The organism is Streptomyces sp. NPDC056361 (assembly GCF_042262805.1).
Taxonomy (GTDB): Bacteria; Actinomycetota; Actinomycetes; order Streptomycetales; family Streptomycetaceae; genus Streptomyces.
The window spans coordinates 15,609-39,726 of the sequence record NZ_JBHJQI010000034.1; the positions used below are offsets into that span (position 1 = coordinate 15,609).

The following is a 24,118-nucleotide window of genomic DNA, read 5'->3' on the forward strand; positions in this document are numbered from 1 at the left end:
CGACGGGGGCGAACGCGTGATCGTGGCCGGACGCCATCGGGGCAACAGCCGTCGTTACATGCGGATCGTGATCGAGCGCCGATTCCTGACCAACTTCCGGGTCCGCGCCGTCTACAGCCCGGCACTGGTCCGTGCACTGACGGAGCTGGATCCCGGTGAGGAGACGGAGTGGGGCGCCCGCTTCCTGTGGCCCCCGGAACAGGCGGAGAGCCGGGCGCGGTCCTGGAACACGCCGACGATGGAAGCTCGGGTGGACGGTCACCCCGGCTGGGTCTTCCACGTGGTCACCGACCCTCCACCCATGCAGCTGCAACTCGACGGCGTCACCTACTACCTGGCCCATTTCAACGCCCGTGGGGCCCGCTACTCGCCCAAGCCGCCGCGGGTACGGGGGCTCTACAGCGCGCTCGCCCAGGGCCGGGTCGACACCGGCCGGCTGCGGCGCGTCCTGGCCTCGGTGCCGCTGCCGCGGGCGGTCGACGGCCGGTTGGTCCTGGCCGTCGACGTGACGATTCGACATCGAGCACACCCGCCGCCTCTGCCCGTGCATAAGGGAAAGGCGGCGCCGTCATTCTTGTAGAAAAAGCTTCCGTCGAGCCGTGCGGGATTCACTCAGCTTCCGAGGTGGTGTCCATGCGTACCGGCATGGCCTTCGCAAGTCAGTTCTTCACACCTTGGAAGGCTGCTGGACGCGACCCCTCCTCCGGGTCCGCTGCTTGGAGGAGAACTGGCCGACGAGTTCCCAGAAGCACACCAGCGAGGTGATGGGTGGAATTCCGAGCGTCACAAAGGCCAGAACGGAGTGGGAGGAGTGGCTGACGCAGAGGGCGACGGCCATGGCCGAGGTCACGAGGAGAACGCCCCAGGAGCGCTTCGCGGGCTGTCGCTGTACGGCTGCGCGGAGAATCGAAAGAGCCGCTACGGACCAGGGGCCGTAGAGCGTGAGCGGCCACCATTGCGCAAGGTTCGTGGGGAGGACGGACCCTGCGGTCTCGGAGAGCTGTCCGTATGTGTAGGCGATGGACCAAACGAGCAAGCATGCCGCGCATACCGCGATGGCGGCGAAAAGGGCCGTCACTTGAGTGATTCGCTGGTAGATGCTGAGGAACTGCGGCTTCGGCCTTGTGCGTCGCCTGTCGATTCTGGGCGCCTGCCGGTCCATCGAGTCGGGAGTCGGCGGGGCTTGCGGCTCCGTGGACAGGAGATGAGCCAGCTCCTCCTCAAGGTCCTGGTGGTCCATCGTGGTGTCCATCGCCGCATCGCCCCAGGCCTGTTGGGCGGGGATGGGAGTGGCGCCATACGGGTCGCGCTGATCGCGCCCCGAAAGTGGGGAGTATCGCGGAACATCGCGCCCCGCTCCCGGGTACTCCGGCACCTCCTGGCCCGGGCCCGTGGGGTATGACGGGATGTCACGCCCCATCCCCGGATACTCCCGCGTACCCCATCCGGAGCCTGCGGGGTACAGCGGAACATCCCGTCCCACCCCCGGGTACTCCGGCACCTCCCTACCCGACTGCATGGGGTAATGCGGGCCGTACAAGTTCGACCTGTCTCCGTACCGGTCCATCCGATTCCTCCGTGCCCTCGTGTCAGGTCGTTCCGTCTGGAGCGCGGAGTCCGCAGGACTGTTGCGAAACATTGCGCAGACGCTCCTGTCGGGCCACCTGTGGGGGCTTAGGCACCGCCACTCCACCCTCGCCCAGATGATCACTTAATAGGGTGGAGATGCCTTCCTTGCCGGTTAACTCGTTCGCACTACCGAGCTTCATTGAAGAACCCTTTCTTCTGGCTCTCCTGGCATCTTCACGCCCACCTAACGACCGAGGTCGGGGGCGAGGTTGCACCACTAAGGAGTGATCAAACCACACGAATGAGTTACACAGAGTTTTCACTTCAAACGCATGGGCGAACGCCAGGTGGGTCGCTATGTAGACGAACAGTTGAGCGTCTCTCATCGCAGCCCGAGAGGCGGGCGTCCGCCCCGGGCCCATGAGCAGCCGCGACCGGAGCGTCAAGCAATGTTGACCTCGGGAGTGACCGAGATCTTGCAGCATCGTTTCATCAGTCATGAGTTCCTGCCGTTGCGTCACCTTCACCGCCGTAGACGAAACGATTCTTCGCGAGTCCCCGATCTACGCCATGCTCGCCCGCCTGTGGTTCGACGGTGGACGGTTCGTCCCAGGGCCGGCGGGCCACAACTGCACCGCGCCGGTCGATCCCGTCAGTCCCGAACTGCTGCAGCTCGTCCCCGCCTCGCGCGCGGAACGGCCCGTCGCGCACGAGGCCGGGCTCCAGTGATCGACCGTGGGCCTTCGCTCGCGAACTCCTTGATTTCCACAAGGACTTGTCCAGCCGATCATGGCTGCGGCTGTGGCTGTGGCTGTGGCTGTGGCTGTGGCTGTCGGGCATGATGCCCGGGTGAAATCGCCGATGCCATCGTGGGTGATCTCGCTGCCCTCGTCAGCAGCGCCCTGTGTCAGGACCAGGGCGTCTACTGCTGGGTCGCGCGGCAATCCATCGATGGAGACTGGGCCTTCATGGCGCGAGCCCTCCGCGCAGCAATCAGTTACGAGTAGATCGGCGCTCCCCCCGGTCGCTTCACTGCGTCACAGGATCAGCGGCGGCAGACCTCGTTCACGTGCACGTGGCTGGGCACGTGCACGTTTGCGTTCACGCCGATGCGGGGGGGCGGCCCCGCCCACGACTCACTCCTTGGCTGTCTGGGCGATGTGGCGGTGAGAGCGGCGGTCGTCGACGGGGTCGGTGGGGGTCGGGCCGATGGCGCTGGTGGCGGTGACGAGGGCGATGAGGGTGGCGGTGGCTCCGAATGCGGCGCGGGTGAGGGTGCGGGCGCGGCGTTCGCTGGCGGCGCGGACGGACCAGGGTTGGGCGAGGGTGGCGACGGATACGTCTTTGACTCGCTTCCTGAGGGCTTGGAGCGAGGTGGTGGCGGGGGTGTCCGGCAGTTGTCGGTTGATGGCGGCGCGGGCGTTGTGGAGTCGGCAGGCGGTGGCCGCGGTGGTGGCGTGTGTTTCGGCGGCGGCTTCGGCCACGCTCAGGTCCAGGCCGTCGCACAGCAGCACCGCTCGGCGCTGCTGTGGTGGGAGGTTCAGGAGCGCCTGCGCGATGGGGTCGGTGTGCGGGGGGGGGTCCGGGCGGGTGATGCGGGGGCGCAGGCGATGCCAGGGGGAGAGCGCGTACTCGTGGGTGCGTGCCCGCGCCCAGCCCGCGGGATCGGGGTCGCGTGCGACCTCGGGCCAGCGTTCCCAGACCTGGTGGAAGGCCTGTTCGGCGGATTCGAAGGCGAGGCGGCGGCATCCGGTGAGGACGTAGGCCTGTTGGGTGAGGGCGGGGACGGCGGAGAGGTACAGCGCGTCGAAGGCCGACTCGGCTGTCGGGGGTGGCAGGTCGGCCGCGAGTGCCTGGGCTGGGTGGCTGGTCGGGGTGCGGTGCATGATGCGGTGGGGTGTCCCTGGGTCGTGGGTGTTCGTTCACGTTGTCGAGTGGGGAACCGACGGAGGAAACCTTTCTTCGAACCCGTCTGCGCCCCTTTCGCAGTCACATAACGAACGAGTTCGTAGAACGGGACGTCCGGCGATCGGGTGATCGATTTACACGAACGAGTCACGTGGGAGGTCGTACCGAACAGGCTTGCGTGGTGTGCCTTCTGATCAGGGCAGATTCTGTTCGGCCCAGATGATCTTCCCGGTCTCGGTGTACCGGGTCCCCCAGCGCTGTGCGATCTGACCGACCAGGAAGAGGCCGCGTCCGCCTTCGTCGGTGTCGGCGGCGAGCCGGACTCGCGGGGAGGTGCTGCTGGCGTCGGCGACCTCGCAGATCAGGGTCCGTGCGTAGACGAGGCGTACGCCGATCGGGGCGGCGCCGTAGCGGATGGCGTTGGTGACGAGTTCGCTGAGGATCAGTTCGGTGCCGAGGACCAGGTCGTCGAGCCCCCAGTGACGGAGATGGACGCCGGCGGCGGCTCGGCTTGCGGCCACTGCCGAGGGGTCGGGTGGGACGTTCCATTCGGCGATGCGGTCGGCGGGCAGCGCCTTGGTACGGGCGATCAGCAGGGCGATGTCGTCGGCCGAGTCGGCTGGGAGCATCGCGGCCAGTACGGCCTGGCAGGTCTGTTCCGGAGGGCGCCCGGGGTGGGCGAGGGCGGCGCGCAGGCGGTCCAGGCCGACGTCGATGTCCCTGGTTCGCGACTCCACCAACCCGTCGGTGTAGAGGACGAGCTGGCTTCCCTCGGGGATGTCGAGCTCGATCGTGGTGAAGGGGAGCCCTCGTAGTCCCAGGGGTGGACCGGCGGGGGTGTCGGGGATGTCGGTGGTGCCGTCGGGGCTCACGAGGATGGGGGGCAGGTGTCCGGCGCGGGCCAGTTGGCAGCGGCAGGTGACGGGGTCGTAGATCGCGTAGAGGCAGGTGGCGCCGATGACGGCGTCGTCGCGGCCGCCGGCCGTCTGTTCCTCGTCGATACGGGCGACGACCTCGTCGAGGCGGGTGAGGAGTTCGTCGGGTGGCAGATCGAGGATGGCGAGGTTGTGTACGGCGGTGCGGAGTCGTCCCATGGTGGCGGCGGCGTGCAGGCCGTGTCCGACGACGTCGCCGACGACGAGTGCGACGCGGGCGCCGGACAGGGGGACGACGTCGAACCAGTCGCCGCCGACCCCGGCGTGTGCGGGCAGGTACCGGTGGGCGGCCTCGACGGCGTCCTGCGCCGGCAGTCCGCGCGGCAGCAGGCTCTGCTGGAGGGTCACCGCGAGCGGGTGGCCGCCGCTGATGGCGGCCGCGAGCTGCTCCTGACTGGTGTACCGGGCGTCGAACACTCCCCCGTTGCTGCCCAGCCGGAGCACCGCGATGCGGTCGGCGACGGCCTGGACGTCGTCCAGGTTGTGGCTGACCATGATCACGGCGTGGCCCTGGTCGCGCAGCCGGCGGATCAGGTCGAGCATCCTCGAGGTCTGTTCCACGGTGAGCGTGGCGGTCGGCTCGTCGAGGACGACCAGCTGGGGCCGCCCGAGCAGTGCCCGGGCGATGGCGACCGTCTGACGTTCGCCCAGGGTGAGGGTGCTCACGGACACCCGGATGTCGGGGAGGGTGATGGAGAGCCGGTCGAGCAGCGCGAGGGAACGTTTTTCTATTTCGATCTGCCGCAGGACCCCGAACCTGCGCAGCTCACGGCCGAGGTAGAGGTTGGCGACCACGTCCATCCGGTCGACGAGTGACGGGTCCTGGAAGACCGTGGCGATGCCCAGCCTTTGGGCGTCGACGGGCCGGGGCAGCTCGACTCGAACGCCTTGCCATTCGATGGCTCCCGCATCCGGCGGGGCGACTCCGGATACGACCTTGACCAAGGTGCTCTTGCCGGCTCCGCTGTCGCCGACCAGACCGAGGACCTGACCGCGGTCCACCTCCAGGTCGACCGAGTCGAGGGCCACGACCCCGCCGTAGTGCTTGGTGATCCCGCGCAGGGACAACAGCGGACCCCGGGGCACTCGCCCACCTCCACCCTCTCCACGGCCCATCAGGTGGCAGTCGGCCCGCCGCCCCGCCCCCGGCGACCCTTCCGAGGAACCTGTGGCACGGGTTGTCCAGCCTGACACCGGCGTCGTGGGCTGCGGAGACGGGACACGCGCAGACGCCCCGTTCGGCGGCATCCCGCTTCCGGGTCCATCCACCGTCGTCGATACGGAGCCGAGGTCGGCACCCACGCCGGCACAGGGGCGGGCGGCGGGGTGAGTCACCTCGGCCGCCGCCCGCCGTGCCCACTTGGCCGGAGGCCAAGGGCCATGAGTCCGCACGGTGGTCAAGCGCGGTTCGGCTCCGCCGAGCCCCGTCTCCGTCCGCAGCACGGCCTGCGCGTGCCGCGCGTCGGCCGTCCACCGCACGTGCAAGCTCTGGCCTTCCAGCTCCTTCCCAATACGGCACAGCTGCTCGACGACCGTTCCGGTACGCCGGCCCATCTCCCGCGTCGGCCCCGCACCGCATGCCTCACCTCCGGGGAGCTCGGGCGGTCGGCATGCCGGGCTCAGGAGGGGTTGTCCGCGTGGGTGAGGGTCTCCCAGGCGACGAAGAGGTTGTTGCTGCCGGCCGGGCGGTTGTTCTTGGTCAGCGTCTCCGTGTTCGTCATGGCGAAGCCGAGGCGGTTGTGCATGGCGTTGTAGCCGACCTCGGTGACCGGGCCGAGGCCCAGGTGCAGGGAGCCACCGCACAGCCAGCTGGGCGCGGCGGTGCCGAGTTCGTACTTGGACTGGAATCCGAGGGCTTGGCGCAGTCGCTCGCCGACGTCCGTGCCGTAGAGGTCCTGGCCCTGGATGCGGCTGGTCTCGGCGACGTGCGAGATGGCGGAGATGCCGTAGCCGGTGTGCGTGAAGTCGCGGCAGGTCTCCTGGGTGAGGCCGGCGACGAAGGTCGACTGGCCCTGCCAGTAGTTGACGACCTTGTCCCGCGTGTCGAGGTTCTGGCTCGGGACGGTCTTCGGGAGTGCGCCGTCGGCGGGGAGGTAGACGTAGGCGGCGGTGCGCGTACGGAACTTCGCCATGGCCTTGTCGTACGACGCCCGGTCCTCAAGGAACACGGAGATGCCGACGGCGGCCTCCATCATCGACAGCTCCCAGTTCCCGTTGGAATTGGATCCGTTGATGATCTCGGGCAGGTAGACGTTGCGGAGCATCGTCGCGAACTGGCCGGAGTTGGGCCAGCCGCCCGTGTACGTGTACTTGACGATCTCGGCGGCCTTGGGCCAGGAGGAGCCGGCCCAGCCGGTCTGCAGTGGGGCGTTGCTGTTGGTGTGGTCCGTGATGACGACGGACCAGGCGTCCATCAGCTGGATCGACTTCTGCGCGTAGCGCGCGTCACGGGTGATGTACCAGGCGAGGGCGTTGGTGTACGCGGCTATCGCGTCCTCGCGCTCGTCGGTGCAGCCGTAGTTGGGGTTGGAGTACGAGCCGCACTCGACGACGGCGCGGGGCTTCGGAGTGCGGTTCAGGTCGGCGTACTTGCTCGCCATCATCTGGTCGTAGGCGCCCTTCCAGGGCTGGGCGCCGGCGAGGACCTTGGAGCGGGCGAAGTCCAACTGGCTTTGGGAGACGGCAACTCCGGGGTGCGCGAAGACGGCGGGGGCCGCTTCGGCGCCGGGTGCGGACGGCCAGACGAGGACACCGGCGACGAGGGCGGCGGCAGCCGCGAGGAGTCCGGTTCTGCGCATGAGTGGGGGCCTTCCGGTCGCGTACGTGAACGTGAAGCGCCTTTATGAACAGACGTGTCGAGCGGAGACCATAGGTCTGGACCACGCTTCCGTCAAGATGTGAAGGAAGGTCCGCGTATCACTTCGGGGATGTCCGTAGCATGTCACTAAGCGCTCTCTCCCGTAGTCGCGCCTCCGGTACGCCCCGGACTACCCGTGCTGCGGGCGGCAAGGATGTGCAGGTCTCGGGGGGCACCGTGCGGCTGTTCCTCGCCGCGGGGCTTCCCGACGGGATCCGGACCCCCGCCGGACGCGTCGTCCACCCACCACGCCGGGGAGGGGCTCAGGAGAGGTGCCGGGGTGCGGTGGGGGTGGGCCGGGTGCGGGTGCGGAAGGTGCGGCGGTAGGTGTCCGGTGGGACGCCGACCGTGCGGGCGAAGTGGCGGCGGAGGGTGGTGGCGGTGCCCATGCCGGTGGACGTCGCGATGGTGTCGACGGTGCCGTCGCTGGTCTCGAGGAGTTCCTGCGCGTGCCGGATGCGCTGGGTGAGCAGCCACTGGAGCGGGGTGGTGCCGGTGACCGACTTGAAGTGGCGGGCGAGGTGGCGGGAGCTCATGCCGGCCTGACGGGCCAGGTCCTCCACGGTGAGCGCTTGGTCGAGGCGCTGCAGCACCCAGGGGAACAGGTCGGCCAGCGGATGGTTGCCGGGGGCGGGCACGGGGGTGGTGACGAACTGGGCCTGGCCTCCTTCACGGTGGGGAGGGACGACCAGGCGACGGGCGATCGTGTTGGCGACGGCCGAGCCGTGGTCGAGGCGCACCAGGTGCAGGCAGAGGTCCATGGCGGCGGCCTTGCCCGCGGAGGTGAGCACGCTGCCGTTGTCCACGTAGAGGATGTCGGGGTCCACGGTGACCTGGGGGTGGCGTCTGCTGAGCTCGTCGGTGTGCGCCCAGTGCGTGGTCGCGCGCCGGCCGTCCAGGAGGCCGGCGGCCGCGAGTACGAAGGCGCCCGTGCACAGAGAGGCCACGCGGGCGCCCGCCTCGTGGGCCGCTCGCACGGCGTCGACCAGCTCGGCCGGCGGGTCCTGGTCGATGTCGGCCCAGCCGGGGACGATCACGGTGTCGGCTCGCCGGAGGTGGTCGAGCCCATGGTCCGGGTCCACCCTGAATCGGCCGACCCGGACGGCGCTCGGACCGCAGAGCGCGAAGTCGTACCAGGGGTCGACTATGTGAGTGAGGTCGGCGCCGAAGACCTCCATCGCCAGCGACAGTTCGAGGTGCAGCATGCCGTCGGTGATGGCCAGGGCAACAGTGGTCACGTCCGGAATTGTACGGGTCACGTCGTTCCGGACACCCGTGTGAACGAGTACTCCGCGCCAGGATCTTCACGATGGAATGCGCCGGACCACGCGGATCCGCGTCCCGACACCCGGGTCCTGTCCCTGCGCTCGCTGCGGTGCCCGGCCGCCGGTTCGTAGCCGCCCGGAGCTACGGCACGAACCGGCGGTGCAGCCCCTTGAGGTCAGCCCGGGGTGAGGAGGCAGAATTCGTTGCCTTCAGGGTCGGCCAGTACGGTCCAGGAGATCGCGGACTGGTCGATGCCGGGGTCGGTGGCGCCCAGGGCGCGCAGTCGGTCCGCTTCTGCTGCCAGGTCGTCACCGGGGTAGGGGCGGACGTCGAGGTGGACGCGGTTCCAGACGGTCTTGGTGTCGGGGGTGCGGACGAACTCCAGGTACGGGCCGACGCCTTGGGCGGATCGCATGGTCGCGTGGTCGTCGGCGACCTCGTGCAGCGTCCAGTCCATCGCCTTGCCCCAGAACCGGGCCATCGCTCGGGGGTCGGCGCAGTCGACCACCACCGCGGCGATCGGCCCGGTGTCCTGGTAGATCGGGCGGGGCTCCAGGACGCAGAACTCGTTGCCTTCCGGGTCGGCCATGACCGTCCAGGGGACGTCGCCCTGTCCCACGTCGGCGAGCGTGGCACCGAGGTCCTTCAAGCGCGCGACCAACTCCGCCTGATGGACGGTCGAGGTGGTGGCCAGATCGAGGTGCACCCGGTTCTTCACCGTCTTCGGTTCCGGGCGGGCGATGATGTCGATGCAGACGGCCTCGGGATCGGGGTAGGAGAAACCGACGGGTTCGAGGTTGGTCACGCCGGGTCCCTCGCTGTCGACACCCCATCCGAGTGCCTCCGCCCAGAACCGGCCGAGCGCGGAGTCGTCCTGGGCCTTCATGTTGATCTGCACGAGTCTTGTTGCCATGCCGCAGATCCTAGACACCCAGGTCTTGGACGTGCCGCCGGATATCAGGGGGCTTCTGTCGCCGCTGCGGAGGCGGTTGCCGAGGCGGTCGCGGACGTGGGTGTGGTTGCGGACGTGGGTGTGGTTGTGGTTGTGGTTGCGGACGTGGGTGTGGTTGTGGTTTCGGTCGTGGTCGCGGTCCGTGTGCCGGGGCCGAGCCGGGTGAGTTCCTTGAGCGCCTCCGCGGCGTTTCCTTCGACGGTGGCGGCCAGGTCCTTCGCTTCCTTGGCTCTGCCAGAGGCCTGTTCGCTCGCGCAGAGGGTTTCGGACTGGGCGAAGTGGGCGCGGAGGCCGTCGGTGAGGAGCTGGTCGAACCCCTTGCCCGTCGCCGCCCTCGCCTTGGTGAGGGTGTCGAGGCTGACCATGCCCGGCATGTTGTGCCCCTCGTGGGGGCGGGTGTCGGGGACGCCCGACAGGTCTAGGAGGGCGCGGAGTCTCGTCTGCTCCTGGTCCAGACGTGTGCCGATGCGGGAGGCGAGGTCCGTCACGGTGGGGTCGGTGGTGCGCGTGGCTGCGAGGGTGGTCAGGAGGTGGGCTCGTTCGGACATGGGGATCATCAGTTGGATCCATGCGGTGTCCGTGGCGTTGAAGGCCGCTGCTCGCGACGGGCCGGTCACCGGCTGCTGCGTGGTGCAGCCGGTGACGACGAGTGCCGCGAGCAGGGTCCACGCCCGGAGGATCAGAAGGTGCCGGCGGAGTTGCACTTGGCGCTCTGCACGATGCAGTCCTTCACCCGCCGGCCCAGGGACGCGTTGTCCCAGGCGTTGAAGAAGTCGCCGTGGATGGACGACGCCATGCCGGAGGACAGGGAGAAACCGGCGGCGTTTCCGGAGGTCGGGTAGCCGATGACGAAGGAGAGGGAGGGGATGGCGACGGGGTGGTCGCCGCTGCACGTGCCGTTGTGGGTGAAGGCGACGTGCGACTTGTGGTCCGGGCTGTCGAGGTGCTTGCCGTCCCAGCAGTCGGGAAAGAGGAGCTGGTGGACGAGCTTGGCGGTCGGGGCGCAGATCGGCCAGTTGCCGTCTGAGCTGCGCCCGATCTCGCCTCCCTCGCCGGCGCAGAAGAACTGGTTGGCCGAGCCGGCCGGGGTGGGGACCTGGGACTTGGCGTTGCCGGCGATCATGCGGAAGCCCTGGGGGAAGGGGACGGTCGCGGTGGGGTCGGGCAGCCGGGAGCCGTAGTAGACGATCATGCCGTCGCTCTCGATGGCCTTGCCGCCCTGGTAGAGGGTGGGGGTCCAGTAGGCGGACAGGTCCTTGGCGGGCGTGCAGCTGGTGCCCGGGTTGGCCGGCAGGCTCTGGGGCGTGGTGAAGGCGTCGGTGCTCTTGTTGCCGAAGAAGCTGTGCATGTGGGAGGCGCCGGGCAGCCCCGGGGCGACGATCGGGTCGTCCGGCTTGGAGTGGCTGTAGGTGCAGGTGGCGTTGAACTCGGGTACGCGGACCGCGTCGGCGGGCACGGTGGCCGGGGTCATGGCCCGGAACTGAGCCAGTTGGGTGTTCCACGCGGTCTGGTCGATGGCGACCCAGCCCGGTGCCGTGCCGCCGCCGGTGGTGCCGTTGTCGAAGGAGAACCAGTTGATGTTGACGAAGTCGCCGGGTGCGGTGCTGCGGATGACGGCGAACAGCGTCTGCGGGCCGGTGGGGTGGGTGGTGATGTCGGCGGTCCTGGTCGCCCAGTTCTGCCAGCCGCCGGTCGGGGAGATCGGGAAGGCGGCGAGCAGGGGGCCGGTCGGCGATCCGGTGCGCAGTTCCACGGTGCCGGGGCCTCCCGTGGCGGAGGCGACGCGGGCGGAGGCCGTCAGGGGGCCGGCGGCGCCGAGGTCGATGTTGTCGAAGCGCATCCAGTCGCCGTCGGCGAGGTAGGCGACGTTCTGTCCGCCGTCGGTGTCCGCGGTCGCTTCGACGCCCACGCCGGACTGTGCGGCGTAGGACTCGGCCTGGACGACGACGGTGGCGGCCCACGCGGTCTGGGCGGTGAGGGTGATGCCGAGCGCGGCGGCGAGGGCGACGGCCAGGGCGCCCGCTATCAGCGTGTAGAGGTGGTGGACGGATTGTCGTCGGCGCATGTCGGTTCCTCCGGGGGTGTGGGGTGGCCGGCGGGGGCTTCTGAGATGGCGCTCGCGGGGCTACTGGTAGACGCGCACGTAGTCGACGAGCAGCTTGGAGGGGAAGGGCGTGGTGGTGTCGGTGGGGCCGGTCCAGTCGCCGCCGACCGCGAGGTTGAGGATCATGTAGTGCGGGTGGTCGAAGATCCAGGGACCGCGGGTCGCTTCCACCTGCTCCTTGTCGAGGGTGAAGACGGTGCGCCCGTCGAGGCTGTAGACGATGCCCTTGCTCGTCCAGTCGGCGGTCCAGGTGTGGAAGTCGTCGGAGAAGTCGGCGTCCTGGGGCAGTTTGTACGGTGAGCCGATTCCGCCGCCGCCGTTGTACGCGGGCGCGTGGACGGTGGAGTACGCGGTCTTCACGTCCTTGCCGAGGATCTCCATGATGTCGATCTCGCCGTTGTAGGGCCACGGCCGGCCGGTGAGGAAGTCGGCGCCCATCATCCAGAAGGCGGGCCAGAGCCCGTTGCCCTTGGGGACCTTGATGCGTGCCTCGACGCGCCCGTACGTGAACTGGAAGGTGGAGCCCGTGTTCATGCGGGCCGAGGTGTACTGGCAGGTGGTGCTGCCGGTCAGCGGGTCGGGCGGGCATCCCTTGCCGGGCGTGGCCTGCTTGCGGGCTTCCATGACGAGGTGGCCGGCGCCGTCGAGTGCGGCGTTGTCGTGGTCGGTGTAGTACTGCAGCTCGCCGTTCTGGCCGGTGCCGGGGTCGGCCTTCCATTTGGCCGGGTCGGGCTTGCCTCCTGCGGCGCCGTCGAACTCGTCGCTCCAGACCAGCCGCGGCGGCGTCGCCGGGTCGGGCGGCAGCGGCGGTGCCGGGTTCGGGGCGCCACCGGTGCCGTACACCTGGAACTCCCACAGGGAGTAGCCGTAGGGGGTGGCGCGTTCGGTGCCGTACATCCGTACGTGGCGGCCGGTGCCGGCGACCGGGATGGTCTGCTTGAGACCCGTGCCGGTCGTGGTCGAGTAGATCGGCGTCCAGTCGGTTCCGTTCGGCGAGACCTGGATCTGGAAGGACTTGGCGTACGCCGGGTCCCACTGGAGGACGATCTTGTCGATCTGCGCGGTGGCGCCGAGGTCTACGGAGATCCAGGCGGGGTCTGTCCAACCGGTGGTGGAGCTGGTTGCCCAGCGGGAGGCGGGGTCGCGGTCGAAGGCTCGGGCAGGGGTGCATTCCCAGCAGTTCTGGTCGCTCTGCGAGGAGGAGGCCGCGCCCGGGCGGCCGTAGGAGAGGAGCGTGTCGCCGCCGGTGCCGCCGTCGGTGGTGGTGCGGATGGCGAAGGTCCACAAGGAGTAGCCGTAGGCGGTGGCGCGCTGGGTCGCGTACAGGCGGACGAAGCGTCCGGTGCCCGAGGCGGTGATGCTCTGGCTGCCTCCGGTGCCTTGCGTCGTCTCGTGGATGGTGGTCCAGGTGGCGGCGTCGTTCGACACCTCGATCCGGAAGGCCTTGGCGTAAGCGGCCTCCCAGTCGAGTGTCAGGCCGCAGACCTGCTGGGTGGTGCCCAGGTCGATCTGGAGCCACTGGGGGTCGGTGAAGCCGCTGGACCAGCGCGTCGCGGGGTCCGCGTCGACGGCGTTCGGGGCGGCGAAGGCGCCTTCGGTACTGGAGGCGGTGGCGGGCCGGCCTCGTGCGGCGTCCGTGCTGCCGCAGGCGGCGAAGGCGCCTGCGGTGGTGGAGGCGGTGACGGACTTGCCCTGTGACAGGGGGACTTCAGCGGCAGCGGCGGATGCGGCAGGTGGCGCGGGAGTGGCGGGCACGGTGGTGAAAGTGAGCAGGGTGGCCACGACGGCGGTGAGTAATCCGAGGCGGCGAAGCAGCGGACGCACGGCGGCTCCTCAGGTGGGGGTGGGCGAGGGAGCGCTCCCTGAGGGGTGAGAATGGGCCGGTCCGTATCGGCTGTCAAGGGCTTGGTTCACCGACTGGAAACGCGATTGACTCGTCAACACCCTTGCAGGGAACGGTTTCTCATGGACCATCAGGGGTCGAGTGTGCTGGCTGTGCCGGGGGGGAAGGAGTCATGCCGTTCGGGGTGCGTTACCGCCAGGGGTGCCGAGCCTGCCGTCGTCCGCGGTGCCGTTGACATGGGCGGTGAGGGGGCGTCATTCTCGCCGGAGAACGCTCCCTGAGCGGCTCGCGCGTCGTCGATCGAAACGGACCGGGATGAAACGACCCACGCTGGAAGTGGTCGCCGCTCGCGCGGGTGTGTCCAAGTCGAGTGTCTCGCGGGTCGTCAACGGTGAGACGACGGTCGCCCCGCAGATCCGTGACGTCGTGATGCGGGCCGTGCAGGAACTGGGCTACGTGCCCAACGCGGCTGCCCGCAACCTCGTCACCCGCCGGACGGACGCGGTGGCCGTGGTCGTCTCCGATCCGCCTCAGGGCGTGGTCTCCGACGACCCCCTGTTCTCCACCGTCGTGCGTGCTGTCAGCAGGGAGCTGGAAGCGGCGGGGAAGCAGGTCGTGCTCATGCTGGCGGAGTCCGACCGCAGCAGGGCGCGGGTGGAGCAGTACGTGGCGGGCGGGCACGTGGACGGCGTCATGCTCGTCGCGCTGCACGGGACGGATCCGCTGCCTGCGGCCCTGGCCAGGACGGGCCTGCCGATCGCCTCCTTCAACCGCACGTCCGCACCGCAGGTGCCCTATGCCGGCCTCGACAACGTCGGCGGTGCCTCGCTCGCCGTACGGCACCTGCTGGAGCGGGGGCGTCGCAGGATCGCCACCATCACCGGGCCGTTGGACCTGTTCGAGGCGCGCGAGCGGCTCGAAGGCTACCGCGAGGCGCTGCGGGGCACCGGCCGCCGGTCGATCGTCGCGCTGGGCGACTTCACCCGGGCGTCGGGCGCCTTGGCGATGGAGCAGCTCCTGGAGGACGACCCGGCGCTGGACGCCGTGTTCGCGAGCAACGACCTCATGGCCATCGGAGCTCTGCGGACCCTGCGTCAGGCGGGGCGCAGGGTTCCCGAGGACGTGGCCGTCGTCGGTTTCGACGACATCGAGGCGGCCGCGTACACGGCACCGGCGCTCACCTCGGTACGCAGCCCGATGGCCGACCAGGCCATCGCCACGGTGCACCTGCTGCTCGGGCTCATCGAGGGCGGCCCCAGGGATCCGGTCGTCATCCCGAACGAACTCGTGGTCCGCGAGTCCACCTGACCGGCGGGGTCGGCGGTCCCTCGGGGCCGTACCCTGCGGAAACGGCCGTGCCGCCGTACGGTACGCGCGCGCGTGGCCGCACCGACGTCTCTCGGTGCGGCCACGCGGGGTTCAGAAGCCTCGCACGTGTTCCCGGTACATCTGGGCGACGAGGAACGCCAGGTCGAGCGACTGGCTGCGGTTGAGGCGCGGGTCGCAGGCCGTCTCGTAACGCTGGTGCAGGTCGTCGACGAAGATCTCGTCGCCGCCGCCCACGCACTCGGTGACGTCGTCACCGGTGAGCTCGACGTGGATGCCGCCCGGGTGGGTGCCGAGGCCCTTGTGGACCTCGAAGAAGCCCTTGACCTCGTCGAGCACGTCGTCGAAACGGCGCGTCTTGTGGCCGGAGGCGGCCTCGAAGGTGTTGCCGTGCATCGGGTCGGTGACCCACGCGACGACCGCACCCGACGCGGTGACCTTCTCGACCAGCTCGGGGAGCTTGTCGCGGACCTTGTCGGCGCCCATGCGGACGACGAAGGTCAGCCGGCCCGGCTCGCGGTCCGGGTCCAGGCGGTCGATGTACGTCAGCGCCTCGTCCGCAGTGGTGGTCGGGCCCAGCTTCACCCCGATCGGGTTGCTGATCTGCGAGGCGAACTCCACATGTGCGCCGTCCGGTCGGCGCGTGCGTTCACCGATCCACACCATGTGGGCCGACACGTCGTACAGGCGCCCGGTGCGCGAGTCCACGCGTGTGAGGGCGGACTCGTAGTCGAGGAGCAGCGCCTCGTGAGAGGAGAAGAACTCGACCGCCTTGAACTCCTCCGGGTCGGCACCGCAGGCCTGCATGAAGGTCAGCGCGTTGTCGATCTCGCGGGCGAGCGCCTCGTAGCGCCGGCCCGAGGGGGACGACTTCACGAAGTCCTGGTTCCAGGCGTGCACCTGGCGCAGGTCGGCGTAACCACCGGTGGTGAAGGCGCGCACCAGGTTCAGCGTCGAGGCGGAGGCGTGGTACATCCGCTTCAGGCGCTCCGGGTCGGGTGTCCGGGCCTCCTCGGTGAAGGCCTGACCGTTGACCGAGTCGCCCCGGTACGTCGGCAGGGTCACCCCGTCGCGCGTCTCGGTCGGGCTGGAGCGCGGCTTGGAGTACTGGCCGGCGATGCGGCCGACCTTCACCACCGGCACCGAGGCCGCGTACGTGAGCACGACGCCCATCTGCAGGAGGGTCTTCAGCTTGTCGCGGATCTGGTCGGCGGACACGCCGTCGAAGGCCTCGGCGCAGTCGCCGCCCTGGAGCAGGAACGCCTCCCCCTTGGCGACGGCCGCCATACGGGCGCGCAGTTGGTCGGCCTCGCCGGCGAAGACGAGCGGCGGGTACGACCGGAGGTCGGCGACGACCTCGCGCAGGGCGTCCGGGTCGGGGTACTCGGGCTGCTGCGCCGCGGGCAGGGACTGCCAGGATCCGCTGGGTCTGTGGAGGTTCACGCCCGTGCCCTTCAGTTCGTCGGTACGACCGGGGCCTCACGGATCCCGAGCAGGGTGCACCCGGTCTCCGTGCTGATGCGGTGAACGCTTCCCGGCTCCTCGATGACCAGGTCGCCGACCCCGTAGCGGTCGCCGTTGTCGTTCACCAGCTCCCCCTGGAGGACGAACATCAGCTCGTACCCCAGGTGCTCGTGGAGGTCTCCGTGGGCTCCGGGGTCGAAGCGGATGAGCTGGGCGGTCGCCGGCCGGTCGTCGTCGGTCTCGTACAGGGCGTGGATCGCCGTGCCGGTACGGCCCGGCTCGTGCCAGCGCCGCCACTCGACGGAGTCCAGCGCCTCGGACGACAGCAGGTCGCGCAGCACCGTGACCGTGCGGTCCGTGCGGTTCGGCGTGTTGGGCACGTCGGTGTTCTCCCTCTGCTTCTGCCGGCGCGCGCGTTCCGCGGGCCGGCTTCGTGCGGTGGTTCTTCGGCCCGATCCAGGCTCGGCGGAAGAGGGCCGCGCGTCATCGCTCATCGGAGGAAGCTCCGGGGGCCGCTCCTCCGGAGGAGTACACCGATCGGCCGAGATCCGGGTCCCGGGCGGTCGGAGTGCCGAACGGCGGGTGTTCCGGTCGGTCGATACGACAGTCGGTCGGGGTGCCGGTCGGTCGGAGTGCCAGTCGGTCAGGGGCCGGTCGGTCGGGGAGGCTCAGTCCGTGGGCTGCAGGCCGAAGGTACGGGCCAGGCCGTCGGCGCCTTCCTCGGTGACGTGGACGACGCGGGGGCTGGAGCCGTAGCGCAGCCAGCGGAGCTCGAAGAGCCGCGCGGTGAGCGCGGCGCCGACCGCGCCCGCGAGGTGGTGTCGCTGCTCGCTCCAGTCCACGCAGTACCGGATCGGGGGGCGGCGGGCCGGCAGCCGGTCCAGGTCGACTCCGAAGCGGGCCAGGGTGTCCCGGCCGGCGCCGGTGAGGCGGTAGTCGATGTCGTGCCCGTATCCGGAGACCCCGTCGCGCACCGCGTTCTCGGGGCGGTGGCTGCCGTCGTGCCCGGCGAGCAGGCCGTCCTTGAGCAGGCACTCCAGAAGGCTCACGCCGAGTCGGCCGGCGAGGTGGTCGTAGCACGTGCGGGAGCGGCGCAGGGCGCCGGCGGTGCTGCTCTCGCGCAGTGACGTGACCGGAAGGGGTGGTGCGATGACGGCCAGCGCCTCCAGGGCGACGCTGACGTCGGGGTTGGCCAGGCGGTAGTAGCGGCACCGGCCGGCGCTCTCCATGACGACCAGGCGCGCCTCGACGAGCTTGCCCAGATGGACGCTCGCCGTCGCGGCGCTCACCCCCGCCTCGGTGGCGAGCAGGCCGGCGGCCAGGGCGCGGCCGTCGCTGAGCGCCTTGAGCATGCGGGCGCGGGAGGGGTCGGCGATGAGATGGGCGGCCCGGGCGATGTCGGGCTGGTGGTGTACCTGGTCCTGGTTCCGGCGTCGACCGGTCGTCGTCCTTGCCATGCGGCAAGCGTAGTCCGATCACACTTTGACGGACGACTAAATGTTGCGACCCGAGACTGGAACGCATGACGTCCACGGATCCCTCGCCCTCCCCCGCGCTCGCGCCCGGCGCGTCCGCCGGCCCGCCGGCCGAGCGCCCTCCTCTTTCCCTTCCGCCGCTCATCGCGCTGAGCCTCGGCTACTTCCTGGTGATGCTCGACGTCACGGTCGTGAACGTGGCCGTGCCCGCCATCCAGGATTCGCTCGACGCCGGTCCGTCGGACCTGCAGTGGATCGTCGACGGGTACAGCGCCTTCTTCGCCGGGCTGCTGCTGGTCGGCGGCGGGCTCGGTGACCGCTTCGGGCACCGGACGCTGTTCCTCTCGGGACTGGGGGTCTTCGCCGCCGCGTCCGTGGGCTGCGCGCTGGCGCCCTCGGCGGGCGTGCTGATCGCCGCCCGGCTGGCTCAGGGCGCCGGGGCCGCGCTGCTGGTTCCCGCGTCGTTCGCCCTGCTTCAGGCGGCCTACCCCGACCGGGCCCAGCGCGCCCGGGCGGTCGGCTACTGGGGGCTCGTCTCCGCGGTCGCCTTCGGTGCCGGACCCGCGGTCGGCGGGCTGCTGGTCGCCGGGTTCGACTGGCGCGCGGTGTTCTGGGTGAACCTGCCCGTGGCCGCGGTGGCGGTGCTGCTCACCCTGCGCCACGTGCCGGCCCCGGGCCGGAAGGACCGGCCCGGCCGGATGGATCCGGCGGGTCTGCTGTTGGGCGTGCTCGGGCTGCTCGGCGTGGCCGGTGCGCTCAACGAGGCGGGGTCCGCGGGCTGGTCGTCGCCGGAGGTGCTGGCGATGTTCGCGGGTGGCGTCGTGTGTCTGACGGCCTTCGTCGTCGTCGAACTGCGCCTGGAGAGGAACGCGGCGGTGCGGCCGGAGGGCAGGCGGCCGCTGCTGCCGCCGTCGCTCTTCCGCGAGGTCCGGCTCACGGCGACGAACGTCATCGGCCTGCTGCTCAGTTTCGGCTATTACGGGCTGCTCTTCGTCTCGACGCTGTACTTCCAGCAGGAGCGTGAACTCAGCGCCCTGAGCACCGGGTTCGCCCTGCTGCCGTCGGTCTGCATGGGTTTCGTCGCGGCGCCGCTGTCGAGTCGCCTGACCGCCCGCAGCGGTCCGTACGTGCCCATGGCGGGGGCGCTGCTGCTCGGGAGCGTCGGCTTCCTGGGTTGGCTGGCGGCCGGTCCCGACACCCCTTATCCCGTACTCCTCTTCGCGCTCATGGCGACGGGGCTCGCGACGCCGGTCACCGTGGTGGCGGCGACCGTGGCCGTCATGGAGGCGAGCCCCGCGGAGAAGGCCGGCACGGCGTCGGCGGTGTTCAACGTGTCCCGTCAGGTGGGCAGCGCGATGGGTGTGGCCCTCTTCGGCACACTCGTCGGCACGGCGGACGGGATGATCGGCGGGCTGCACGTGTCGGCGGTCATCGCAGCGGTGGCGTTCCTGTCGGCTTCGGTGCTGGCCGCCGTCACCGGGCGCCGTGCCGACGCCGCCCGGGCCGGGTGACGTCACCGGCATCCGCTCGACGGCCCTTCCGGTCGCCGCGGGCGGCGGGCTCCGAGGCGTCCGGCCATGGTCCGGCGGCCGAGGGGCGCGCCGCCCGCTTCGTCGTCCGCGCGTGCGCGCCGGTCGTCGGCTCCGGCCCGGGCACCCCGTCCAATGCTCCGCGGTCGACACTTCGCAGTCGACGCTCCGCGGTTGATCATCCTTCGGCCGGAATCTCCCCTTCCTCGCCATCAGGGCGTAAACTTCGCCCGTCCATCGGTCAGCAGGTGCGTCACGGCGCGACACTATTCTGAACGGCGTTCCGCCATACTGAATGCGAGTTGAAGCATGGTGCAGTCCGTTCAGCGTGCCGCACGCATCCTGAGGGAACTGGCGACACACGGTCCCCGCCTGGGTGTCACCGAGCTCGCCGAGCGGATCGGAGTCTCCAAGCCGACCGTGCACGCACTCCTGCAGACCCTTGAGGCCGAGGGCCTGGTCCGGCAGGAGAAGGGGACGAGCAAGTACCTCCTGGGGATGACCCTGCTCCGCCTCGGCAACTCCTACCTGGAGACGCAGGAGCTGCGGTCCCACTCGGTCGCGTGGGCGAACACCCTGGCCGAGCGCACCGGCGAGGCGGTGTGGGTCGCGGTGCTCGACGACGACCGGCACATACTCGTCGTCCACCACGCCTTCCGGCCCCGCAGCGGGGTGCAGATCCCCGACATCGGCGCCAGCGTTCCGTGGAACACCTCCGCGCTCGGCAAGTCCCTCGTCTCGTTCCTTCCCGCACAGCGGCAGAAGGACCTGCTGGACGGCGAGCTGGCCCGGCTGACCGGACACAGCGTGGTGGACCCGGTGGTCCTCGCGGACCAGTTGGAGGCGATCCGGCAGACCGGCTACGCGCTGGAGGAGCAGGAGAGCACGCTCGGCGAGGCCTGCATCGCCTCGCCGGTGTTCGACCGGTCCGGCGAACCGGCCGGGGCGATCGGCATCCTCGGTCCCGTCGAGCGGCTCCTGTCCAAGGCGAACCGGCAGCGGCACGCCATCGCCGTACGCGATGTGGCGACGCTGCTCTCCCGCGAGCTCGGGGCGGGCCGGGGCGTCGCCTGGCGCGTGACCGACTGACCTCGGCCTTCACCCCCTGCGGACGCGCGAAGGCGAGGGGCAGGTGCGCGGGAACACCTCCCGCGCACCTGCCCCTCGGATCCCGCCGTCCGCCCGGCGGTCAGTCGCCGACCCGGCCGGCCACGCCTTCCACCCAGCGGTCCGCGAAGCCGTCCGCGACGGCCTGGCTGCGCAGGGTGTACGTCTTCAGCAGCCAGCGCGAGCGGGACCGTTCGGGGTCGTTGACCTCGATCAGCTCGCGGCTGTGGAGCCCGTTCTGGTTGGCGAAGATCAGCAGGTCGCCCTCGAGGATGCGGTGCCGCTTCTTCTCCGCGCGGGTGAGCGCGTTCTTCAGCGCGATCAGGGCGTCCTTGGCCTCGCCCGGAGCGTCCGGCGCCACCGTGGTGTGCGTGTCCAGGTAGCGGATGCCGTAGTCGCCCTGGAAGATCGCGTGCTTCTCCGAGAGGGTCAGGCTGCTGTTGTTGTCCCGGGAGACCACGTCGAAGGGGGTGACGAAGTGCGCCTCCCCCAGGACGCGCAGGGCGTCCCCGGACAGTCCGGCGCGCAGCGTGCGGGCCTCGACGAGGCTCGTGCAGGTGTACTCCTGCACCGGGCACCGCATGCCCAGCAGGCTGATGTAGTCGGCACGGACGGGGTGCGCGGTGCGGTCGTTGTGGTAGACGAGCTCGCCGTCGCTGTATCCGGTCTGCTTCCCGTGGTACTTGCTGATGGAGTACACGTCGGTGAAGAAGTCGCCGTTGAAGCGGGTCGCGTACGCCATCACAGGGGTGCGGGTCAGCTGCGCCACGAGCTCGAGGAAGCCCTCGCCGACGAAGGTCGCCTTGTGGGCGTACTTGTCCGCCTGCGGGTCGTCGTGCCCCAGCTCGGGAAGGTCCTTGTCCACCGGGCAGTTGCGGAGCACGTGCGTGTCGGAGACGCCCGCCTCCCGCTCCGTCCTGATCCGTTCGGCGGCCCGGAGCAGCGACGCGGGGACGTTGCCGTCCGTCGCCCGCCGTACGGCGGCGGAGAAGGCGTGGTAGTCGTCGTACGGGTTGGTGTCGATGGTCTCGAGAACCCCGTACAGTTCGTCCTTCTCCCGGTCGGTCATGAGGTAGAACGGCTGCATCGGTGTCACACCTTCTCTTCGGTCTCGTTGTCGTCGGCGGCCCGGTCCCGCCCCAACGCCGCGTCCACCGTGGTGACTTCGGCGGTGCGGCGCAGCAGGGTCAGCGCCGCCTCGTGCAGTTCCGGACTGGAGGTCGCGGTGGCGTCCTCCAGTACCTCCACGTGGAAGTCCAGGTCGTGGGCCTCGCGGGCGGTGGAGAGGATGACGAGGTCGGTGGTCACCCCGGTGAGCAGCAGCGTGTCCACGCCGAGGGACCGGAGGGTCAGTTCGAGGTGCGTCCCGAGGAAGGGGTTGATCCGGCGCTTGGCGATGACCGGGTCGTGGGCCTCGGGCTTGAGGGAGTCGTGCACCTCGGTGCCCCAGGTCCCCAGGATCAGCCGGTCGCCGTCGGCCGCCTCGCTGAACAGCGGCGACACCGGCGACCAGTCCGGGAGGCCCGGGGAGAAGCCGACGACCACGTAGACCACCGGTATGCCGCGCTCGCGGGCCTGGTCGATGGCGCGGCGGGCGTGTCCGAGGACGCCCCGGCTCTCGATCTGGTCGAGGCAGACGTCGTTGTACTTCCCGTCGGGGTGGGCGATCTCGTTGATGAGGTCGAGCACCAGCAGGGCAGGTCGGCGGGTCATCGGCCGCTCCTCGTCGTCGTGGGCAGGAGCGGGCGGCGCCGTCGCTCGTGTGCGCTGATCTCCGCCTCGTGGCGCAGGGTGTCGCTGATGGTGTCCGCGCCGCGCAGCAGCCGGTCGCGTGCGCCCTCGTTGATCCGGAAGGTCTCGGTCCGGTCGGCGAAGCGGACCTGGCGCCGCTCCAGGTCGACGGTGACCGGCGTGGTCGGGTCCGCCTCGGTCAGCTCCCACAGCCGCTCCACGGCGTCCGTGGGCAGCACGACGGGCAGCAGGCCGCGCATGAGGGCGTTCTCGCGGAAGATGTCGCCGAAGCTGGCGGCGATCACGGCCCGGAATCCGGACTTCTGCAGGGCCCAGACGGCGGACTCCCGGGAGGATCCGGTGGCGAACTCGTTGCCCGCCACGAGGACGGTCGCGCCCTGGTACTGGGGCAGGTTCGCGGGGAACGCCGGGTCGTCCCGCCAGTCCCCGAACAGGCCGTTGCCCTGGCCGGTCGGGCTGAAGTAGGGGACGAAGCGGGCGGGGATGATCTGGTCGGTGTCGACGTTGCTGCGCCGGAGCGGCAGCGCCGTACCGACGTGCACGGTGAACTGTTCCATGTAGGTGCGTGGCCTCACAGGTCGGTGGGTGCGGTGATCCGGCCGGCGACGGCGCTGGCCGCGGCCACCGCCGGGGAGGCGATGTGCGTGCGCGCCCCCTTGCCCTGCCGGCCCTCGAAGTTGCGGTTGCTGGTCGACACGGCGCGCTGTCCGGACCGCAGCCGGTCCTCGTTGAGACCGCAGCACATGGAGCAGCCGGCGATGGGGCGGAAGTCCGCGCCGGCACCGGTGAAGACCTGGTCGAGCCCCTCGTCCACGGCCTGCCGGTGCACCGCGGCGGAGCCGGGTACGACCAGCATGCGGACCCCGTCGGCGACCCGGCGGCCGCGCAGCACGTCGGCCGCGGCGCGCAGGTCCTCGATGCGGCCGTTGGTGCAGGAGCCCACGAACACGGTGTCGATTCCGATGTCCGTCAACCGGCTGCCCGGCTTCAGGTCCATGTAGTCGAGGGCGCGTTCGGCCGCCGCTCGCTGCGGGGCGGTGTCGAAGTCGGCCGGGCTGGGCACGCGGCCGTCGAGCGGCAGGCTCTGTGCCGGATTGGTTCCCCAGGAGACGTACGGCCGGATCGCCGAGGCGTCGAGGGTGACCTCCTTGTCGAACCGCGCGTCCGGGTCGGTGCGCAGGGAGGTCCAGTACGCGACCTCGGCGTCCCACTCCGCGCCCTGCGGCATGCCGGGGCGGGTGCGCAGGTAGGCGAAGGTCGTCTCGTCGGGGGCGACGAGCCCCGCCTTGGAGCCGGCCTCCACCGACATGTTGCACAGGGTCATGCGCCCTTCCATCGACAGCGCCTCGACGGCCGGACCCCGGTACTCGATGATGTGCCCCTGGCCGCCGCCGGTGCCGATGGCCGCGATCAGCGCCATCACCAGGTCCTTCGCCGTCGTGCCCGCCGGGAGCGTGCCCGTGACGTTGACCGCCATGTCCTGCGGCCGCCGCGTCCACAGCGTCTGCGTGGCCAGTACGTGCTCCACCTGGCTGGTGCCGATGCCGAACGCGATGGCTCCGAACGCTCCCAGGGTGGTGGTGTGCGAGTCGCAGCACACGGCCGTCATACCGGGCCGGACCAGGCCCTGTTCGGGACCGACGACGTGCACGATGCCGTGCTCCTCGTCACCGCGCCGGTACATCGGGATCCCGAAGGCGTCGGAGTTGTCCCGGAGCTGGACGGACTGCCGGCGGCCCGCGGGGTCGTCGAATCCGTCGAGGGGCGAGGTGGTGGGCACGTTGTGGTCCTCGGTGCTCACCGTCAGCTCGGGGCGCCGCACGGTGCGTCCGGCCGCCCGCAGGCCGTCGAACGCCGCCGGCGTGTTCACCTCGTGGAGCAGGTGGAGATCGACGTACAGCAGGTCGTCTCCCCCTGCTTCGCCCTTGAGGACCGTGTGGTCGGCCCAGACCTTTTGCGCAAGCGTTGAACCCATGGCCGCCATGCTCCTGGCACGCGCCGTGCCGGGGCATCGGCCGATGGTGGAGGCCT

General features: G+C 70.3%; 19 protein-coding genes and 3 pseudogenes. 5 read left to right on the plus strand and 17 right to left on the minus strand.

The features are described from left to right. Positions 1-391 precede the first annotated feature (391 nt). Positions 392-538: pseudogene (locus tag ACFCY7_RS13855) on the plus strand (transposase); the annotation flags it as partial. 129 nt (positions 539-667) lie between these two features. Here the strand turns inward: ACFCY7_RS13855 and ACFCY7_RS13860 are convergent. After that, positions 668-1,252, minus strand: a complete 585-nt coding sequence (locus ACFCY7_RS13860; protein WP_376484347.1) for a DUF2637 domain-containing protein — start codon at positions 1,250-1,252, stop codon at positions 668-670. A gap of 815 nt (positions 1,253-2,067) precedes the next feature. Between ACFCY7_RS13860 and ACFCY7_RS13865 the strand changes: the two genes are divergently transcribed. After that, positions 2,068-2,298 (plus strand): hypothetical protein, encoded by a 231-nt coding sequence (locus tag ACFCY7_RS13865; protein WP_376484349.1) that lies wholly within the window; start codon positions 2,068-2,070, stop codon positions 2,296-2,298. A gap of 407 nt (positions 2,299-2,705) precedes the next feature. Here the strand turns inward: ACFCY7_RS13865 and ACFCY7_RS13870 are convergent, their stop codons facing one another. The 9 genes and pseudogenes from ACFCY7_RS13870 to ACFCY7_RS13910 form a co-directional block, all read right to left on the minus strand. Then, a complete protein-coding gene (locus ACFCY7_RS13870) occupies positions 2,706-3,455 on the minus strand; it encodes a sigma factor-like helix-turn-helix DNA-binding protein (RefSeq protein ID WP_376484351.1) in 750 nt (249 codons plus the stop codon). A 216-nt stretch (positions 3,456-3,671) separates the two neighbouring features. Continuing rightward, positions 3,672-4,772, minus strand: a pseudogene (locus ACFCY7_RS13875) (SpoIIE family protein phosphatase); the annotation flags it as partial. A 222-nt stretch (positions 4,773-4,994) separates the two neighbouring features. Beyond that, positions 4,995-5,966: pseudogene (locus ACFCY7_RS13880) on the minus strand (ATP-binding cassette domain-containing protein); the annotation flags it as partial. 65 nt (positions 5,967-6,031) lie between these two features. Continuing rightward, on the minus strand, positions 6,032-7,210 hold the full coding sequence (locus ACFCY7_RS13885; protein ID WP_376484354.1) for an alginate lyase family protein: 1,179 nt from the start codon (positions 7,208-7,210) through the stop codon (positions 6,032-6,034). 322 nt (positions 7,211-7,532) lie between these two features. After that, complete coding sequence (locus ACFCY7_RS13890; RefSeq protein ID WP_376484355.1) at positions 7,533-8,507, minus strand: helix-turn-helix domain-containing protein; 975 nt, start codon at positions 8,505-8,507, stop codon at positions 7,533-7,535. Positions 8,508-8,710: 203 nt separating this feature from the next. Continuing rightward, the gene (locus tag ACFCY7_RS13895) at positions 8,711-9,448 is read right to left on the minus strand and encodes a VOC family protein (RefSeq protein WP_376484358.1); all 738 of its coding nucleotides are present in this window, start codon (positions 9,446-9,448) and stop codon (positions 8,711-8,713) included. Positions 9,449-9,492: 44 nt separating this feature from the next. Continuing rightward, entirely contained in the window at positions 9,493-10,191 is a 699-nt protein-coding gene (locus ACFCY7_RS13900; RefSeq protein ID WP_376484361.1) for a DUF305 domain-containing protein, read from the minus strand. Continuing rightward, entirely contained in the window at positions 10,167-11,552 is a 1,386-nt protein-coding gene (locus ACFCY7_RS13905) for a DUF1996 domain-containing protein (protein ID WP_376484362.1), read from the minus strand. The genes ACFCY7_RS13900 and ACFCY7_RS13905 overlap by 25 nt, the downstream gene beginning before the upstream one ends. Positions 11,553-11,612: 60 nt before the next feature. Next, positions 11,613-13,415 (minus strand): discoidin domain-containing protein, encoded by a 1,803-nt coding sequence (locus ACFCY7_RS13910; RefSeq protein WP_376484365.1) that lies wholly within the window; start codon positions 13,413-13,415, stop codon positions 11,613-11,615. A gap of 334 nt (positions 13,416-13,749) precedes the next feature. Here ACFCY7_RS13910 and ACFCY7_RS13915 point away from each other — a divergent pair, with 334 nt between their 5' ends. After that, positions 13,750-14,742 (plus strand): LacI family DNA-binding transcriptional regulator, encoded by a 993-nt coding sequence (locus tag ACFCY7_RS13915; protein WP_376484368.1) that lies wholly within the window; start codon positions 13,750-13,752, stop codon positions 14,740-14,742. A gap of 111 nt (positions 14,743-14,853) precedes the next feature. Here the strand turns inward: ACFCY7_RS13915 and ACFCY7_RS13920 are convergent, their stop codons facing one another. From ACFCY7_RS13920 to ACFCY7_RS13930, 3 genes are all read right to left on the minus strand, one after another. Next, entirely contained in the window at positions 14,854-16,203 is a 1,350-nt protein-coding gene (locus ACFCY7_RS13920) for a class II 3-deoxy-7-phosphoheptulonate synthase (RefSeq protein ID WP_376484370.1), read from the minus strand. An 11-nt stretch (positions 16,204-16,214) separates the two neighbouring features. Then, positions 16,215-16,604, minus strand: coding sequence for a cupin domain-containing protein (locus tag ACFCY7_RS13925; protein WP_376484372.1), 390 nt, complete (start codon positions 16,602-16,604; stop codon positions 16,215-16,217). 288 nt (positions 16,605-16,892) lie between these two features. After that, positions 16,893-17,681 carry an ArsR/SmtB family transcription factor gene (locus tag ACFCY7_RS13930; protein WP_376484374.1) on the minus strand — a complete coding sequence of 263 codons (789 nt, stop codon included), beginning with the start codon at positions 17,679-17,681 and terminating at the stop codon, positions 16,893-16,895. 65 nt (positions 17,682-17,746) lie between these two features. Here ACFCY7_RS13930 and ACFCY7_RS13935 point away from each other — a divergent pair, with 65 nt between their 5' ends. Both ACFCY7_RS13935 and ACFCY7_RS13940 read left to right on the plus strand, forming a co-directional pair. Continuing rightward, the gene (locus tag ACFCY7_RS13935) at positions 17,747-19,210 is read left to right on the plus strand and encodes an MFS transporter (RefSeq protein ID WP_376484377.1); all 1,464 of its coding nucleotides are present in this window, start codon (positions 17,747-17,749) and stop codon (positions 19,208-19,210) included. A gap of 327 nt (positions 19,211-19,537) precedes the next feature. Next, positions 19,538-20,317 carry an IclR family transcriptional regulator gene (locus tag ACFCY7_RS13940; protein WP_376484379.1) on the plus strand — a complete coding sequence of 260 codons (780 nt, stop codon included), beginning with the start codon at positions 19,538-19,540 and terminating at the stop codon, positions 20,315-20,317. A 100-nt stretch (positions 20,318-20,417) separates the two neighbouring features. On the opposite strand, the gene ACFCY7_RS13945 is transcribed toward ACFCY7_RS13940, so the two are convergent. The 4 genes from ACFCY7_RS13945 to leuC are packed head-to-tail and all read right to left on the minus strand — an operon-like array spanning position 20,418 to position 24,062. Then, on the minus strand, positions 20,418-21,422 hold the full coding sequence (locus ACFCY7_RS13945) for a TauD/TfdA family dioxygenase (protein ID WP_376484382.1): 1,005 nt from the start codon (positions 21,420-21,422) through the stop codon (positions 20,418-20,420). 5 nt (positions 21,423-21,427) lie between these two features. After that, positions 21,428-22,048, minus strand: a complete 621-nt coding sequence (locus ACFCY7_RS13950; RefSeq protein WP_376484385.1) for a cysteine hydrolase family protein — start codon at positions 22,046-22,048, stop codon at positions 21,428-21,430. Continuing rightward, positions 22,045-22,644, minus strand: coding sequence for a 3-isopropylmalate dehydratase small subunit (leuD, locus tag ACFCY7_RS13955; protein ID WP_376484388.1), 600 nt, complete (start codon positions 22,642-22,644; stop codon positions 22,045-22,047). The genes ACFCY7_RS13950 and leuD overlap by 4 nt, the downstream gene beginning before the upstream one ends. Positions 22,645-22,658: 14 nt before the next feature. Continuing rightward, positions 22,659-24,062 carry a 3-isopropylmalate dehydratase large subunit gene (gene leuC, locus ACFCY7_RS13960; RefSeq protein ID WP_376484390.1) on the minus strand — a complete coding sequence of 468 codons (1,404 nt, stop codon included), beginning with the start codon at positions 24,060-24,062 and terminating at the stop codon, positions 22,659-22,661. Positions 24,063-24,118: the final 56 nt, after the last annotated feature.

Coding starts and splice junctions, on each gene's coding strand:
- ACFCY7_RS13950 (WP_376484385.1), bottom strand. CDS start 22,048: ATGACCCGCCGACCTGCCCTGCTGGTGCTCGACCTCATCAACGAGATC.
- leuC (WP_376484390.1), bottom strand. CDS start 24,062: ATGGGTTCAACGCTTGCGCAAAAGGTCTGGGCCGACCACACGGTCCTC.
- leuD (WP_376484388.1), bottom strand. CDS start 22,644: ATGGAACAGTTCACCGTGCACGTCGGTACGGCGCTGCCGCTCCGGCGC.
- ACFCY7_RS13870 (WP_376484351.1), bottom strand. CDS start 3,455: ATGCACCGCACCCCGACCAGCCACCCAGCCCAGGCACTCGCGGCCGAC.
- ACFCY7_RS13895 (WP_376484358.1), bottom strand. CDS start 9,448: ATGGCAACAAGACTCGTGCAGATCAACATGAAGGCCCAGGACGACTCC.
- ACFCY7_RS13865 (WP_376484349.1), top strand. CDS start 2,068: ATGAGTTCCTGCCGTTGCGTCACCTTCACCGCCGTAGACGAAACGATT.
- ACFCY7_RS13885 (WP_376484354.1), bottom strand. CDS start 7,210: ATGCGCAGAACCGGACTCCTCGCGGCTGCCGCCGCCCTCGTCGCCGGT.
- ACFCY7_RS13915 (WP_376484368.1), top strand. CDS start 13,750: ATGAAACGACCCACGCTGGAAGTGGTCGCCGCTCGCGCGGGTGTGTCC.
- ACFCY7_RS13935 (WP_376484377.1), top strand. CDS start 17,747: ATGACGTCCACGGATCCCTCGCCCTCCCCCGCGCTCGCGCCCGGCGCG.
- ACFCY7_RS13860 (WP_376484347.1), bottom strand. CDS start 1,252: ATGGACACCACGATGGACCACCAGGACCTTGAGGAGGAGCTGGCTCAT.
- ACFCY7_RS13930 (WP_376484374.1), bottom strand. CDS start 17,681: ATGGCAAGGACGACGACCGGTCGACGCCGGAACCAGGACCAGGTACAC.
- ACFCY7_RS13945 (WP_376484382.1), bottom strand. CDS start 21,422: ATGCAGCCGTTCTACCTCATGACCGACCGGGAGAAGGACGAACTGTAC.
- ACFCY7_RS13940 (WP_376484379.1), top strand. CDS start 19,538: ATGGTGCAGTCCGTTCAGCGTGCCGCACGCATCCTGAGGGAACTGGCG.
- ACFCY7_RS13905 (WP_376484362.1), bottom strand. CDS start 11,552: ATGCGCCGACGACAATCCGTCCACCACCTCTACACGCTGATAGCGGGC.